This window comes from Bacillus halotolerans (genome assembly GCF_001517105.1).
GTDB lineage: Bacteria > Bacillota > Bacilli > Bacillales > Bacillaceae > Bacillus > Bacillus halotolerans.
This window is the reverse complement of sequence record NZ_LPVF01000009.1, coordinates 160,110-174,082: the sequence shown is the minus strand read 5'-3', so window position 1 is coordinate 174,082 and position 13,973 is coordinate 160,110. Positions and strand designations below refer to the sequence as shown.

Annotated in this window: 18 protein-coding genes and 1 pseudogene; 15 read left to right on the top strand and 4 right to left on the bottom strand. The window is 41.0% G+C overall.

The genetic code is table 11. From position 1 onward, the window contains the following. Window positions 1-18 precede the first annotated feature (18 nt). From AU387_RS08570 to AU387_RS21130, 4 genes and pseudogenes are all read left to right on the top strand, one after another. A complete protein-coding gene (locus AU387_RS08570) occupies window positions 19-876 on the top strand; it encodes an alpha/beta fold hydrolase (RefSeq protein WP_059335457.1) in 858 nt (285 codons plus the stop codon). A 67-nt stretch (window positions 877-943) separates the two neighbouring features. After that, complete coding sequence (locus AU387_RS08565; protein WP_059335456.1) at window positions 944-1,843, top strand: DMT family transporter; 900 nt, start codon at window positions 944-946, stop codon at window positions 1,841-1,843. A 441-nt stretch (window positions 1,844-2,284) separates the two neighbouring features. After that, a complete protein-coding gene (locus AU387_RS08560) occupies window positions 2,285-2,674 on the top strand; it encodes a tautomerase family protein (RefSeq protein WP_059335455.1) in 390 nt (129 codons plus the stop codon). A gap of 378 nt (window positions 2,675-3,052) precedes the next feature. After that, window positions 3,053-3,151: pseudogene (locus tag AU387_RS21130) on the top strand (recombinase family protein); the annotation flags it as partial. A gap of 182 nt (window positions 3,152-3,333) precedes the next feature. Here AU387_RS21130 and sigK read toward each other — a convergent pair. Then, the gene (gene sigK, locus AU387_RS08550) at window positions 3,334-4,062 is read right to left on the bottom strand and encodes an RNA polymerase sporulation sigma factor SigK (RefSeq protein ID WP_013308023.1); all 729 of its coding nucleotides are present in this window, start codon (window positions 4,060-4,062) and stop codon (window positions 3,334-3,336) included. Between the two features lie 176 nt (window positions 4,063-4,238). Between sigK and AU387_RS08545 the strand changes: the two genes are divergently transcribed. Beyond that, window positions 4,239-4,664, top strand: coding sequence for a NucA/NucB deoxyribonuclease domain-containing protein (locus AU387_RS08545; RefSeq protein ID WP_059335453.1), 426 nt, complete (start codon window positions 4,239-4,241; stop codon window positions 4,662-4,664). A 33-nt stretch (window positions 4,665-4,697) separates the two neighbouring features. Here the strand turns inward: AU387_RS08545 and AU387_RS08540 are convergent, their stop codons facing one another. Continuing rightward, complete coding sequence (locus AU387_RS08540) at window positions 4,698-5,426, bottom strand: YqeB family protein (RefSeq protein WP_044154478.1); 729 nt, start codon at window positions 5,424-5,426, stop codon at window positions 4,698-4,700. 320 nt (window positions 5,427-5,746) lie between these two features. Between AU387_RS08540 and gnd the strand changes: the two genes are divergently transcribed. After that, complete coding sequence (gene gnd, locus AU387_RS08535; protein WP_059335452.1) at window positions 5,747-6,640, top strand: phosphogluconate dehydrogenase (NAD(+)-dependent, decarboxylating); 894 nt, start codon at window positions 5,747-5,749, stop codon at window positions 6,638-6,640. Between the two features lie 20 nt (window positions 6,641-6,660). Here gnd and AU387_RS08530 read toward each other — a convergent pair whose 3' ends face one another. After that, window positions 6,661-7,287, bottom strand: coding sequence for a TVP38/TMEM64 family protein (locus AU387_RS08530; RefSeq protein WP_059335451.1), 627 nt, complete (start codon window positions 7,285-7,287; stop codon window positions 6,661-6,663). A gap of 194 nt (window positions 7,288-7,481) precedes the next feature. Between AU387_RS08530 and AU387_RS08525 the strand changes: the two genes are divergently transcribed. The 3 genes from AU387_RS08525 (at window position 7,482) to AU387_RS22185 (ending at window position 9,424) form a co-directional block, all read left to right on the top strand. Further along, window positions 7,482-8,234: a peptidoglycan recognition protein family protein gene (locus AU387_RS08525; protein WP_059335450.1), complete on the top strand. Its 753-nt coding sequence runs from the start codon at window positions 7,482-7,484 to the stop codon at window positions 8,232-8,234. A gap of 246 nt (window positions 8,235-8,480) precedes the next feature. Further along, the gene (locus AU387_RS08520) at window positions 8,481-9,212 is read left to right on the top strand and encodes an SGNH/GDSL hydrolase family protein (RefSeq protein WP_059335449.1); all 732 of its coding nucleotides are present in this window, start codon (window positions 8,481-8,483) and stop codon (window positions 9,210-9,212) included. A 77-nt stretch (window positions 9,213-9,289) separates the two neighbouring features. Beyond that, window positions 9,290-9,424: a hypothetical protein gene (locus AU387_RS22185; RefSeq protein ID WP_010335019.1), complete on the top strand. Its 135-nt coding sequence runs from the start codon at window positions 9,290-9,292 to the stop codon at window positions 9,422-9,424. A gap of 137 nt (window positions 9,425-9,561) precedes the next feature. Here AU387_RS22185 and sda read toward each other — a convergent pair whose 3' ends face one another. Further along, the gene (sda, locus tag AU387_RS08515; protein ID WP_003226124.1) at window positions 9,562-9,702 is read right to left on the bottom strand and encodes a sporulation histidine kinase inhibitor Sda; all 141 of its coding nucleotides are present in this window, start codon (window positions 9,700-9,702) and stop codon (window positions 9,562-9,564) included. Between the two features lie 361 nt (window positions 9,703-10,063). Here sda and AU387_RS08510 point away from each other — a divergent pair, with 361 nt between their 5' ends. Genes AU387_RS08510 through yqeK form a run of 6 tightly spaced genes read left to right on the top strand, consistent with a single transcriptional unit; the run spans window position 10,064 to window position 13,960 of the window. Continuing rightward, the gene (locus AU387_RS08510) at window positions 10,064-10,582 is read left to right on the top strand and encodes a YqeG family HAD IIIA-type phosphatase (RefSeq protein ID WP_003226126.1); all 519 of its coding nucleotides are present in this window, start codon (window positions 10,064-10,066) and stop codon (window positions 10,580-10,582) included. A gap of 2 nt (window positions 10,583-10,584) precedes the next feature. Further along, a complete protein-coding gene (gene yqeH, locus AU387_RS08505) occupies window positions 10,585-11,685 on the top strand; it encodes a ribosome biogenesis GTPase YqeH (protein ID WP_059335448.1) in 1,101 nt (366 codons plus the stop codon). An 18-nt stretch (window positions 11,686-11,703) separates the two neighbouring features. Further along, window positions 11,704-12,540: a shikimate dehydrogenase gene (aroE, locus tag AU387_RS08500; RefSeq protein ID WP_059335447.1), complete on the top strand. Its 837-nt coding sequence runs from the start codon at window positions 11,704-11,706 to the stop codon at window positions 12,538-12,540. Next, the gene (gene yhbY / locus AU387_RS08495) at window positions 12,540-12,830 is read left to right on the top strand and encodes a ribosome assembly RNA-binding protein YhbY (protein WP_024122118.1); all 291 of its coding nucleotides are present in this window, start codon (window positions 12,540-12,542) and stop codon (window positions 12,828-12,830) included. The genes aroE and yhbY overlap by 1 nt, the downstream gene beginning before the upstream one ends. A 10-nt stretch (window positions 12,831-12,840) precedes the next feature. Further along, window positions 12,841-13,410, top strand: a complete 570-nt coding sequence (locus tag AU387_RS08490) for a nicotinate-nucleotide adenylyltransferase (protein ID WP_010335014.1) — start codon at window positions 12,841-12,843, stop codon at window positions 13,408-13,410. Further along, window positions 13,400-13,960 carry a bis(5'-nucleosyl)-tetraphosphatase (symmetrical) YqeK gene (gene yqeK, locus AU387_RS08485; RefSeq protein WP_024122116.1) on the top strand — a complete coding sequence of 187 codons (561 nt, stop codon included), beginning with the start codon at window positions 13,400-13,402 and terminating at the stop codon, window positions 13,958-13,960. The genes AU387_RS08490 and yqeK overlap by 11 nt, the downstream gene beginning before the upstream one ends. Window positions 13,961-13,973 lie beyond the last annotated feature (13 nt).

Here is a 13,973-nt window from a genome sequence, read left to right as displayed (position 1 = left end):
TGCACAGGAGGGATATAAATGACAACATATCATTTTGTTGAAATAGAGGGTATAAATGTATTTTATCGTAAGGCTGGAGATCCTGAAAAACCAGTCATTTTATTGCTTCATGGTTTTCCAACATCAAGTCATATGTTCCGTGAACTGATACCCATTCTAAAAAATCACTATTATGTAATTGCGCCTGATTACCCGGGTTTTGGTAACACGGCCTCACCCGATAGAGAAAAGTTTGAATATACATTTGATCACATCACTGAAATTGTTGCAGCTTTCGTTGATAGACTTAGTCTAAAGAAATATGCCCTTTATGTCTTTGATTATGGCGCGCCCATTGGCTTTCGTTTAGCTATGAAAGACCCGGAACGCGTCACGGCAATAATTAGTCAAAATGGGAACGTCTATCGTGAAGGGTTGGGTAAAAAATGGGCTGAGCGGGAAGATTATTGGGAAAATCCTACACAGGAAAAAAGGGATAGCTACCGTACAGCATTTGCACCGAAAACAATTAAAAATCAGTATCTTGATGGGACACAAAATAATCAAGTATCGCCAGATGGATATACTCTTGATATTTTATATATGTCTCGACCGGGAATTGACGAAAAACAATTAGATTTAATTTTCGATTATAAAAATAACGTGAAGCTTTATCCGGCATTTCAACAATATTTACGCGAATATCAACCACCTTTATTGGCAACATGGGGCAAAAATGATGTTTCGTTTATTCCTCAAGGTGCTTTAGCCTTTAAAAAAGATTTGCCCGATTCCGAGATTCATTTATTAGATTCTGGACATTTTGCATTGGAAACACATGCGGATGAAATCGGAAAATTGATTTTGAACTTCATGGAAAAAATGAATGTTATATAAATTCGTGGTCACGGTTCGAGGATAAACCTTTTGCAAAAGACATTTAATTTTTAAAGGAGAGAGACGGTTGAAGGCTGTATCACCGAAACAAGGGGTTATTCTTATTATTTCCCTTGTTATTATTTGGAGTTTGAATTGGCCCGTTACAAAGATTGCTTTAGAGTATACACCTCCTTTTCTGTTCTCAGGCATGAGAACTTTTCTGGGGGGAATAATTCTATTGATTATTTTTTTGCCGAAACTGAGAAATTTGAATCTGAGAGAGAATTGGGGCATATATTCAATATCCACTATATTTAATGTTATTCTTTATTACGGACTCCAAACAATTGGACTAAATTATTTACCTTCTGGTTTATTTTCAGTTATTGTTTTCCTTCAGCCAGTATTAGTTGGAATTATGGCTTGGATATGGCTTCAAGAGAAAATGACAAAATTCAAGCTCATTGGTTTGATGTTGGGCATTATAGGTGAATTGGTGATTAGCGAAGGAAGCTTTTCAGGGGATATTTCAATTGTGGGTGTTTTACTTGCCTTGGGTACAGCAGTAAGTTGGGCGATTGGCACAGTCTACGCTAAAAAAATAGAACAGAGGGTAGATATATTAAGTATGATCATTGTTCAGTTTATCATTGGAGGTATTATACTAACGGCTATTGGTGCTTCTATAGAAAATTGGAGAGATATCCAATTGAATTTTTCCTATATGTTTGGCTTATTATTTGGTGGTATTCTAGTCATTGCCTTGGGGTGGTTCATTTACTTCACGTTAGTTAGACATGGAGAGGCGAGTAAAGTAGCATCATACATGTTTGTTATACCAATCGTTGCATTAATTATTGGAGCACTTTTTTTAAATGAACCAATTACTTTAAATATTCTGGTGGGCATAATTATGGTTACTATGAGTATTTATTTTGTGAATAGAAAGCCGAAGAAATTAGATGTTTTAAAAATTCAGAGTTAACAACCTGTGAAACATTAACATGTCCTTGCAGTAATTAGAAAAACTTTCATCAATTGAATATTCATCATGAGTTCTCCTGAAAAGCGATACCTAATTTTAAGATGTCTAACATCTTAATTTTGAATTATATACGACAGGAGAATTTAATGTAATCTAAGGCTTAGAAAAATACAGATAAGGCTATTAAAGAAATGGTTAATTTGCTCGAAGTTGATTCTGTATATTGTCCAATGGAAATACGCATCATAACATGGGAACGACTAACAACAGAATTAAAAGGACAATCAAGAGGAAGGGCTATTGTGAAATTATTTTAACCTAATGTAGTAAGAGTAAAAAATAACACATTATGTAGTAGCTACTCAACTGCTTGGACACAGCTACACATTAACGAATAGAAATTAAAAAGACTGTTGATTTGTAGTAGAAGGAGGAAATTTTATGCCATTACTTCGTTTTGACTTAATAGAAGGGCGAGATAAATCAAGTTTAAAAAAACTTCTAGATGTCACTCACAATGTTGTGGTAGAGGCTTTTGATGTGCCTCAACAGGACCGTTATCAAATTGTTCATGAACATCCAGAAGATCATATGATTATTGAGGATACTGGCTTAGGATTTAAACGAACCAAAAATCTTGTTGTTCTTTCTGTTACAAGTAAATCCCGACCGGAAGAGAAGAAACAAAAATTCTACAATCTGTTAGCCGAAAGACTGGAATCTGAGTGTGATATCGCATCAACTGATTTAATTGTATCTATTGTTGAAAATGATAATGCTGACTGGAGTTTTGGACTTGGGGAGGCCCAATTTTTAACCGGTAAATTGTAGTTGAAAACACATTTAGATAATGATTAAGCTTCATTTAAAACTTATGCCCAAAATGAATATAAAATCATGCAATCGAGTGTAATGAATTACTTCAATTGCTTGAAATAATGGGCTTCTGTAACTGAAAATATACTTACACTTTATTTAGGGCCTAGTGGATTTAGTAAATATTCTAGAAAAAACCGATGGTTTCAAACTATCGGTTTTTATCTGTTTTCATTTTGAAAATCACCTCATTAGGACAAACAGTTATTACATAGCATTACCCAAGGTGTGATGCATTTTTGAAGGTGATACTCATCGAGGGACCGCAAGCTGACAAATGCATGAACGATTCCTCTCATTATTTAATAAAACTTGATAGGAAGAAGATCCAGAGTGATGGCAATGTATATAAGGGTATCGACCGAGAAACAAGCGATCAAGGGATCGAGCAACTACACCCAGATCGAGGCCTGTATAAAGAAAGCAGGGACGATGCGATTAAAGAATTCATAATCAAGTTATCTGTATGATCCAGATTGTCTTTCTCATATAGCTTATTAGTATGCAAAAAATGCTTTTCATAACTCTTTCATCTATTCTTTCTCTATTTCTTTTAAAAGAAACTTTAGTGAAAATATAGAAAAGCCGGAATGTCCGATCCGGCCTTTGCTAAATTATTTCCCCTTCGCTTTCTTCCGCTTTTCCTTCTCCGCCCGATAAAACTCATGAAACATCTTCATCAGCGCCCGTTTCTCAATCCGCGATACATAGCTGCGCGAAATACCGAGTTCTTTGGCAATCTCACGCTGCGTTTTTTCCTTCTTTAAATCAAGCCCAAACCGCCCGACAATCACTTCCTTCTCACGGTCATCTAAAATGTCAATGTATTGCTTCACTTTTTCAAGCTCCATATTGAGCTGGATCGTATCAATCACGTCTTCATTTTCTGATTTCAGGACATCGATCAGGCTTATTTCATTCCCTTCCTTATCCTGCCCGATCGGATCATGAAGGGAGACGTCTTTTTTTGTTTTTTTTAATGCACGCAAATGCATGAGGATTTCATTTTCAATACACCGTGCAGCATACGTCGCCAGTTTTGTCCCTTTTCCGGCGGAATAGCTTTCAATTCCTTTGATCAGCCCGATTGTTCCGATGGAGATTAAGTCCTCTGCGTCTTCACCTGTATTTTCAAACTTTTTTACAATATGGGCGACCAAGCGAAGATTATGCTCAATCAGCATGTTTCTGGCATGTTCATCCCCTTTAGCCATGAGCTCTAAGTATTTTTTTTCCTCGCTGCTTGAGAGCGGTTGTGGAAAGGCATTGTTTTTCACGTAAGATACTAAAAAGACAAGCTCTTTAACTACAAAACCGAGCGCTGCGAAAACACCTGTCACCATCGTCACCTCCACATGATTATGTAGGCAAAAGCCTATATGTCAATGTATGTGATCGGAAGGCTGTCTGTGTCTGTACCGGGAAATTTCTCAATGGAGAGCTTAGGTTTTGTTTTTTAAAATAATCTTTACGCTGCCCCCATACATTTAAATGAACGAAACCGTATGGGGGGATGAGGATGAAAAGATGGATGGCAATGCTTCTTCTGGCGGCAGCGGTTTTTCTTTGTTTGTTGGGAAAGGATATGACGGCTCCGCAACAGGTCAAGGGGGCTGCTTTATATGACAAAATTTTATACTTTCCGTTGTCTCGTTATCCGGAAACCGGGGATCATATAAAAGATGCGATTGCCGAAGGACATTCTGATATATGTACAATTGATCGTGAGGGGGCGGACAAAAGGCGGGAGGAGTCATTAAAAGGAATTCCGACGAAGCCTGGCTACGATCGGGATGAATGGCCGATGGCAGTTTGTGAAGAAGGAGGCGCCGGAGCCGATGTCCGATATGTAACGCCTTCTGATAATCGCGGCGCCGGTTCATGGGTAGGAAATCAAATGAGCAGTTATCCGGATGGCACCAAAGTGTTGTTTATTGTTCAGTAATAAAAGAAGAGGCTCAATTCTGAGCCTCTTTTGCTATGATCCTATTTTGCCGCTAGGCTGATTCTCCTGAGGAGGATACGATTCTGCTTTTCGCCAATACTGGCGTGTTCCTTCTTCACGTACAACAATTCCGATCTTTGCGAGTTCAAGACGGAAATCTTCAATGTCGTCTGTTTCCTCTTCTTTCAGTGCTTTCTGACGAGCCTTCAATATAGCATGAGCGCTTGGAGAGAGATCGGGTGATTCAGGTACCCATCGCCGAAATTTATCTTTAAACGGGTCACCTTCAGCCGACCACACGTAATGATGCTTTTTAAAGGCCTGCTCAATGTTTTTAGGTTTTTCATCTATTTCTTCACGGGCCAGTTCATATCCGTCTGTTCCTAAGAGGACAAGCCGTTTGTGATCAATAAATACCAGAGCAATGTCTTCGGAGTGGATCGTTTGCACATGCTTGCCTTTCATTAATGCTACGGAGTCGTTTGTAATCTGTACAGTTAATAGCAATTTCATGATTGAATGAGCGAACCATATACCGGCAATCAGGCCAAGCAGCGCGGTGATAAACTTAACCGGTGATCCGTAAAAAGAGGTAACAAGCCGAAGAGGGCCTTCTAATGGAATCCACGGCAGGGATAATGCCCATTTCGCAAGCTGATGAAAAAAATAACCAATGAGAAGACCGATGATTGCAAGTGTACCGTATAATAAACATTTCGCGGTTTTCGTCATTCCAATGATCGTTTGTGTTTGATCCTGCAAGTTGTCACCTTCTTAGCTAGAAATAAGTTGAATTCCCTTCCCATATTTTAACTTAAATAGAGAGGAAATCAAGCATGTTGCCGCGATTTTTGCTGTCATACATGAAGCCGCCAAATGATTATCAAGCCTTCTTTATGATAAAGCTCATACAGAAACGATATGACACGGAGCAGTAAGTTACTGGGGATAAAAGGAATGACTCTTGCTGATCGCGGCCTGCTTTTGTTTTTTATTTGAGAAAACAGGACGTATCACATAGCAGTTCACAGGGAACATAAAGAGTAATGGCTTTAGAGTTTAGACAACCAGGAGGAACTCACATGAAAATAGGATTGATCGGCTTAGGGAAAATGGGCATAAACATAGGAAAGCAATTGATCGACCGCAATCATCAAGCAATCGGTTATGACGTGAATCAAGCGGCTGTTGATGAACTGATATCATATGGAGCTGAGGGGACAACAAATATAAAAGAATTGATTTCTTTATTAGATACGCCGCGAATTTTGTGGGTGATGGTGCCGCATGGCGTTGTAGATGCTGTACTGAGTGATGTGGCACCGTTATTAAACGAAGGGGATATTATCATTGAGGCTGGAAATTCTCATTATAAAGAATCGATACGGCGCTACAATCAATTGAAAGAAACCGGTCTTCATTATCTCGACGCCGGAACTTCGGGCGGAATGGAAGGAGCGCGTCACGGGGCTTGTTATATGGTTGGAGGAGACCCGGAAGCATGGCGTATCGCGGAGCCGCTGTTTCGGGATACTGCTGTTGAAAATGGATATTTATATGCCGGAGAAGCGGGCAGCGGCCACTTTTTGAAAATGATTCATAATGGCATTGAGTACGGAATGATGGCTGCCATTGGTGAAGGATTTGAAGTGCTGGAAAACAGTCCGTTTGAATTTGACTATGAGAAAGTTGCAAGGGTATGGAATCATGGCTCTGTCATAAGGTCGTGGCTTATGGGGCTGACTGAGCGCGCTTTTTCTAAAGACGCGAGGCTGGATCAGATCAAAGGCGTCATGCATTCCTCCGGGGAAGGGAAATGGACAGTGGAAACGGCACTAGATCTGCAGACAGCAGCTCCGGTGATCGCGATGTCGCTCTTGATGAGATACCGTTCGTTAACAGACGATACGTTTACAGGAAAGGTTGTTGCTGCGCTCCGTAATGAATTTGGAGGACATGCAACAGAAAAAAAGTAAGGGGGCGAAGCGGGCCGCCCTTATTTTTTTGACGCTTTTACCAGATGAGGAAACTTTATATATATGATTAGCATCAAGATCAGAACGTAGGCCCCGTAAATACTGAAAGACAGCAATTTGTTGCTGGAGAAATTGGCGCCGGCAATGGTAACAACTAAAATGTTTGGAATTTTTCCTATTAAAGAGGCGAAGAAAAAAACATGCCACCGAACACTGCTTAGTCCGCATACAACGTTCATGACTAGAGAAGGGATAACAGGGATCAGCCTTCCCAATAAAACAGCGGTAAACGCATTTTTATCGAATGAAGCCTCGTATCCTTGTATAGCAGGATAAGCTTTTATTTTTTTTCTGGCCCAATCTCGAAAGCTGTACCTCGCGAGAAAAAACAGCAATATTGTACCGAGCATTGAACCGGACAGTGTAATCCAAACACCATTTGCAATTCCGAACACAGCGCCATTTAAAGCTGCAATGATTGCAAACGGCACAATCGGGAAAAAGACGTCGGCGGCTATCAGCAGCATACTACATAAAACGGAGATCAATCCGCCTGCTTTTATAGCATCAAGCCAAGCTTCTTTCTGATAAAACCCGACTGCAATTACGGCGATGATCAAGATTATACCTAAAGTCTTTTTTAACATTTCAATTATCCACTCCCAACACTTGCGGCGATGTCATGAGGCAGAATCTCCGGCATCTACGTTAGTATAACTTGTACCGTTTCGGTGGTTCAACTGTAATATTAGTGGGGGGAAATACAATTCTTTTTTATCTAGTAAAATAGGCTGTCCATTTCTCTTGTTGCTGCATTCTTTAATAGTAGGGAGGGATAGAAATGGTAGCGATAAAAAAGGATTTTATACCAGAATCAAACGATAACCGTCCCGGCTATGCGATGACACCTGCATATATTACGGTGCACAATACAGCAAATACCGCCAAAGGTGCCGATGCGAAAATGCACGCTGATTATGTGAAAAACCCAAGTACATCTGTCAGCTGGCATTTTACAGTAGACGATTCAGACATCTATCAGCATCTTCCTCTTACTGAAAACGGGTGGCATGCTGGCGACGGCATCAATGGGACAGGGAATCGCAAATCAATCGGGATTGAAATCTGTGAAAATGCAGACGGCGATTTTGACAAAGCAGTAGCTAATGCGCAGTGGCTGATCAAAAAATTAATGAAGGATCATAATATTTCGCTGGATCGTGTTGTTCCCCACAAAAAATGGTCTGGAAAAGAATGTCCCCGCAAACTCTTACATCAATGGAGTGCTTTCAAAAACGGAATTTCTTCCTCTGATACGCCATCTAAAGAATCACCCAAATCTTATCCTCTGCCATCAGGAGTAATAAAACTCACTGCGCCTTATAGAAAAGGCACTAAAGTTCTTCAGCTGCAAAAGGCTTTAGCCGCCCTTCATTTTTACCCCGATAAAGGCGCGAAGAATAACGGTATTGACGGCATTTATGGACCGAAAACAGCAAATGCCGTGAAACGTTTTCAGCTGATGAATGGATTAAAAGCTGATGGTATTTACGGACCAAAAACAAAGGCCAAGCTTAAAGCGAAATTAAAATAAATGCAGAGATAATCAATAGCCTGTTTCCTCTGGCGGAAGCAGGTTATTGCATTCAACTCTCTGAAGTGTTTTTTCACAGAAAAAGACGGGAACTGAAATAGATATCTCACCCCTTACTGGAAACAGAATGATTTTAGTTGAGAGGGACACGTTAACAATAGAGAGAACGCTATAACGAAAAAACTCTGCGTTGAATGAAACAGAACAGAGGTATAACATAAAGATGAAGCTTTTGGGGGTGTAAAGATGAAGTATATGTTCATCCTTTTCCTTCTGCTGTTCGTTACAGCAGGATGTGAAGGAAAAGGATACGAAGACGTGGTAGCGTTTGGTGACAGCAATACACGCGGCTCTAATTGGGATTATCGTGACTATCCAAAAGCGCAGCAGTGGGTCAATGTATTAAAAACGGCTGAACGCGGGAATCTTGATATTCTCAACGCAGGAATTGGAGGACAAACGACTGAAGATGCCCGTTTACGGTTTCAAACAGATGTACTCGATCAAAAACCTAAGCATCTTTTTATTATGTTTGGCACTAATGACGCTGGGATTCTGGCTGAAGGAAAGCCAAGAGTGTCAAAGCTGCGTTTCAGAGAGAATCTGGTTTACTTTATAAAAGAAAGCAGAAAACACGGCATCAAGCCTGTTTTAATGACGTGTATCCCTATTATTGAAGGAAACGGGAAGCGTCACCTCTTTTACTATTCCAGGTATAAAGCGGCTGCTTTTGAATCAAAAGGCGGGGCGAGAAAGTGGCATAACTCATACAATGATATTACAAGAGATGTCGCGAAACATATGAATGTGCCTCTCGTAGACAACTGGAAGCACTTTATAGAAGCAGACGGCGGAAAAGCTACTGATGAAGCACTTATCCAATCCGGCTTGATAGATCCTTCTGGCAATCATATGACACCTAAAGGGGCAAGGGTAGTTTATGAAGGAATACAAGATGGGCAGGTCCTGAAGCGCTGATCCGGACAAAGGCCTAAGCCGTTTTATTTCTCCTACATAGGCTGTTATAGAAACATTTTTAAGGAGGCGCGCTTCACATGTACAGCGGTTATTTATACACGTATCCTTTCGGCGGCTGGCCATATGGCGCAAGCAGAGCATACGGATACGCTTTTATCGTTGTTTTGATTGTTGTTCTCCTGATTGTGGGCGGAGTGTATTGGTTCACATGAAATCCAGCCCTGAAAACACCTCTTTTTAGGGGTGTTTTTTGCTGAAAACAGTAGTAAAGCGCGTAACTGAAGTGATATAATATCAGTCATCTGAGTAAAAAAAGGAAATACGCCCGGAAAAAATAGACAAATTCCTATTAAGAAGATACGGAAATAATATGTCCGAGCGATCTTCTTTTTATTTCGTTTTCGATTAACTCGATAAAGTCACGGTTTAAATTCATTTCGGTGGCTTTGAAATAAGATTCTATTAATAATTCATCAGACAATTTTCTCATGCTAGGAACCCAATTAATGGGAGAGACACCTCCTTCATAGTTGGAATCATTCATGACTTTGTGACATACATTTATAGGTTGCGTTCATCTGAAGCTGAAGATTATCTTTAATCTACCATGAATTGCATATAAGAACAATCGTTCTGTTATCCACACCAAAAAGTGGATAACTTGTGAGTATCGTGTTTATAATTTGTCAAAAGAGTGATGTAATAAGAGTGGATAGTGTGTGTAAATTTATCCACACCTGGTGAAGAAACCCAATTTTTGTCGAAATTTTTTTGCTCAGTTTTTCTTTAAGCGCAAGTTCGATTTTTTTCGACATGAATTTTAAGAGAAAGAAAAGGGAAGGGTGCGGGTTTTGTTAAAAAAGTTTTTTTTACCTGACGAGTTTGTTAAAAATATTTTTCATATTACACCTGAAAAATTAAAGGAACGAAATGTAAAAGGAATTATCACTGACCTGGATAATACACTTGTTGAATGGGACAGACCAAACGCGACGCCGCGATTGATCGAGTGGTTTGAAGAAATGAAAGAGCACGGCATTAAAGTGACGATTGTCTCTAATAATAATGAGCGAAGAGTAAAACTTTTCTCGGAACCGCTCGGCATACCATTCATCTATAAAGCAAGAAAACCGATGGGCAAAGCCTTTAATAGAGCAGTGCGCAATATGGAGCTGAAAAAAGAGGACTGTGTTGTCATCGGAGACCAGCTGCTGACTGATGTACTCGGCGGGAACCGTAACGGCTACCATACGATCCTGGTCGTGCCTGTCGCTTCCTCGGATGGCTTTATTACGCGCTTTAACCGCCAGGTCGAACGCAGAATACTGAGTGCTCTCAAACGAAAAGGGCACATTCAGTGGGAGGAGTAAGAATGGAAAAGGTTGTTTGTATCGGCTGCGGAGTCACAATCCAAACCGAAGACAAAAATGGTCTGGGATACGCGCCGCCGGCTTCGCTTTCTAAAGAAAGTGTAATTTGCCAGCGCTGCTTCAGACTGAAAAACTACAATGAAATACAAGACGTTTCCTTAACGGATGATGACTTTTTAAACATCCTCCATGGAATTGGAGAAACGGATTCTCTCGTTGTTAAAATTGTTGATATTTTTGATTTTAACGGCAGCTGGATTAATGGATTGCAGCGCTTAGTCGGAGGCAATCCTATATTGTTAGTCGGAAACAAGGCGGATATTCTGCCTAAATCGCTCAAAAGAGAACGGCTGATCCAGTGGATGAAGCGCGAGGCGAAAGAGCTTGGCTTAAAACCGATTGACGTATTTTTGGTCAGTGCGGGACGCGGCCAGGGAATCAGAGAAGTCATTGATGCGATTGAGCATTACCGTAACGGCAAGGATGTTTACGTTGTCGGCTGTACCAATGTAGGAAAATCAACGTTCATTAACCGGATTATTAAAGAAGTGTCAGGTGAAGACAACATTATCACGACATCCCAATTCCCGGGCACAACTCTTGATGCTATTGAAATTCCGTTAGATGACGGCTCTGCGCTTTATGATACACCGGGAATCATCAATCACCATCAAATGGCGCACTATGTAAACAAAAAGGATTTAAAAGTACTCTCGCCCAAAAAGGAACTGAAGCCGCGCACATTCCAGCTAAACGATCAGCAAACGCTGTATTTCGGCGGACTGGCAAGGTTTGATTATGTTTCAGGTGAAAGAGCTGCCTTTGTCTGCTATATGCCGAATGAATTAATGATTCACAGAACGAAACTGGAAAATGCAGACGCGCTTTATGAAAAGCACGCAGGAGAATTGCTCACACCGCCGGAAAAAGATGATATGGATGAGTTTCCGGAGCTGGTTGCCCATACGTTTACGATGAAAGAGCAAAAGACAGATATCGTTTTCTCTGGGTTAGGCTGGGTAACGGTGCATGACGCGAATAAAAAAATAACGGCTTATGCGCCAAAAGGCGTTCACGTATTTGTTCGGCGCTCATTAATTTAACAAAAAGGGGAGAGGAGTATGAAGAAGCTGTACGGGGTTATCGGAAATCCGATTGCGCATTCCATGTCACCGGATATCCATAACGCGGCTTTGAAGGATCTTGGTTTGGACGGACACTACCATGCATTTAAGGTGGAAGAGAATAGTCTGGAAGATGCGGTAAAAGGGATAAGAGCTCTTGGTGTACAAGGCATCAATGTGACTGTTCCGCACAAGGTTTCCATCATGGATCATCTCGATCATATTGATGAGAGCGCAAAAGTGCTTGGTGCCGTTAACACTGTCAGAAGAGAAGGAGACAAGCTTGTCGGATATAATACAGATGGAGAAGGCTTTGTGAAATCTTTAATGAGAATTTTGGACAAACCAATCTCCGAACTGTCTTTCTTAATGATCGGCGCGGGCGGGGCAGCCAGAGCGATTTTTACAACGATCGTCCGCGACAATCCGGAAAAGTTTGATATTTGCAACCGAACGATAGAAAAAGCCAAACAGCTCGCAGAATCTGCTCCCTCGTTCCGCAATGCAGAAGTGTTAAGCATAAAAGAAGCAGAAGAACGGCTTGAGCAGTATGATGTAATGATCCATACAACATCTGTAGGCATGTATCCAAACGTGGAAGATATTCCGCTTTCATTGCAGCGTGCTGCAAGCAGTGCGGTTGTTTGCGATATCGTGTATAATCCGATTCAGACTTCACTATTAAAAGAAGCGAAGCAAAAAGGTCTGAAAACACTGGATGGAGTCGGCATGTTTGTTGAGCAGGCGGCATTGTCTTTCCGCTTGTGGACGGGACATGAGCCTGATGTTGAAAAAATGAGATCTATTGTAGTAGGGAAATTAGGAGGAAAATAATGTTAACAGGAAAACAAAAACGTTTCTTGCGTTCAAAAGCGCACCATTTAAGCCCGATTTTTCAAGTAGGAAAGGGCGGAGTCAATGACAACATGATTAAACAAATTTCTGAAGCGCTTGAAGCGAGAGAGCTGATTAAAATCAGCGTTCTTCAAAACTGCGAAGACGATAAAAATGATGTTGCGGAAGCTCTTGTAAAAGGAAGCCGCGCACAGTTGGTTCAGACGATCGGCAATACGATTGTTTTATATAAGGAATCAAAGGAAAATAAACAAATCGAGCTTCCTTAAGGTGGTTGAAATGAAGAAAATCGGAATTTTCGGAGGCACGTTTGATCCTCCGCATAACGGTCACCTTTTAATGGCGAATGAGGTGCTGTATCAGGCGGAGCTCGACGAAATTTGGTTTATGCCCAATCAAATTCCTCCGCATAAACAGGATGAAGACTATACAGACAGCACTCATCGGGTGGAAATGCTGAAGCTTGCTATTCAGTCTAATCCATCCTTTAAGCTGCAGCTGGCTGAAATGGAAAGAGAAGGGCCGTCATATACCTTTGATACCGTTTCTTTACTAAAGCAGCGATATCCGAATGATCAGCTTTTCTTTATTATCGGTGCTGACATGATTGAATACCTGCCTAAATGGTATAAGCTGGACGAGCTGCTGAACCTTATTCAATTTATCGGAGTAAAGCGCCCCGGTTTTCATGTTGAAACCCCTTATCCGCTTCTCTTTGCAGACGTTCCGGAGTTTGAGGTATCATCGACTATGATAAGGGAACGGTTTAAAAGCAAGAAGCCCACTGACTACTTAATCCCTGATAAAGTGAAGAAGTATGTAGAGGAGAATGGTTTATATGAATCGTGAGGAGGCACTTGCCTGCGTCAAGCAGCAATTGACCGAGCATCGATATATCCATACAATTGGCGTAATGAACACGGCGATTGAACTTGCGGAGCGCTTTGGCGCCGACTCCAAAAAAGCGGAAACGGCGGCTATCTTTCATGATTACGCCAAATTCCGCCCGAAAGAAGAAATGAAACAAATTATAGCTAGAGAAAAAATGCCCGCGCATCTGTTGGATCACAACCCGGAGCTGTGGCATGCTCCGGTCGGCGCTTACCTAGTCCAGAGAGAAGCGGGAATTCATGACGAAGATATTCTTGACGCGATCAGATATCATACCTCTGGGCGTCCGGGCATGACGCTTTTGGAAAAAGTCATTTACGTTGCTGATTATATTGAACCAGGCCGTAAATTTCCCGGTGTCGATGAGGTGCGTGAACTTGCAGAAACGGATTTGAATCAAGCATTGATTCAGTCGATCAAAAATACAATGATTTTTCTAATGAAAAAAAATCAACAGGTTTTCCCAGATACATGTTTAACTTATAACTGGCTTGTGTCTGGCAAATGAACAGGAGGAATAT

Coding starts and splice junctions, on each gene's coding strand:
- AU387_RS08570 (WP_059335457.1), top strand. CDS start 19: ATGACAACATATCATTTTGTTGAAATAGAGGGTATAAATGTATTTTAT.
- AU387_RS08560 (WP_059335455.1), top strand. CDS start 2,285: ATGCCATTACTTCGTTTTGACTTAATAGAAGGGCGAGATAAATCAAGT.
- sigK (WP_013308023.1), bottom strand. CDS start 4,062: ATGGTGACAGGTGTTTTCGCAGCGCTCGGTTTTGTAGTTAAAGAGCTT.
- AU387_RS08545 (WP_059335453.1), top strand. CDS start 4,239: ATGAAAAGATGGATGGCAATGCTTCTTCTGGCGGCAGCGGTTTTTCTT.
- gnd (WP_059335452.1), top strand. CDS start 5,747: ATGAAAATAGGATTGATCGGCTTAGGGAAAATGGGCATAAACATAGGA.
- AU387_RS08530 (WP_059335451.1), bottom strand. CDS start 7,287: ATGTTAAAAAAGACTTTAGGTATAATCTTGATCATCGCCGTAATTGCA.
- AU387_RS08525 (WP_059335450.1), top strand. CDS start 7,482: ATGGTAGCGATAAAAAAGGATTTTATACCAGAATCAAACGATAACCGT.
- AU387_RS08520 (WP_059335449.1), top strand. CDS start 8,481: ATGAAGTATATGTTCATCCTTTTCCTTCTGCTGTTCGTTACAGCAGGA.
- AU387_RS22185 (WP_010335019.1), top strand. CDS start 9,290: ATGTACAGCGGTTATTTATACACGTATCCTTTCGGCGGCTGGCCATAT.
- sda (WP_003226124.1), bottom strand. CDS start 9,702: ATGAGAAAATTGTCTGATGAATTATTAATAGAATCTTATTTCAAAGCC.
- yqeH (WP_059335448.1), top strand. CDS start 10,585: ATGGAAAAGGTTGTTTGTATCGGCTGCGGAGTCACAATCCAAACCGAA.
- aroE (WP_059335447.1), top strand. CDS start 11,704: ATGAAGAAGCTGTACGGGGTTATCGGAAATCCGATTGCGCATTCCATG.
- yhbY (WP_024122118.1), top strand. CDS start 12,540: ATGTTAACAGGAAAACAAAAACGTTTCTTGCGTTCAAAAGCGCACCAT.
- AU387_RS08490 (WP_010335014.1), top strand. CDS start 12,841: ATGAAGAAAATCGGAATTTTCGGAGGCACGTTTGATCCTCCGCATAAC.
- yqeK (WP_024122116.1), top strand. CDS start 13,400: ATGAATCGTGAGGAGGCACTTGCCTGCGTCAAGCAGCAATTGACCGAG.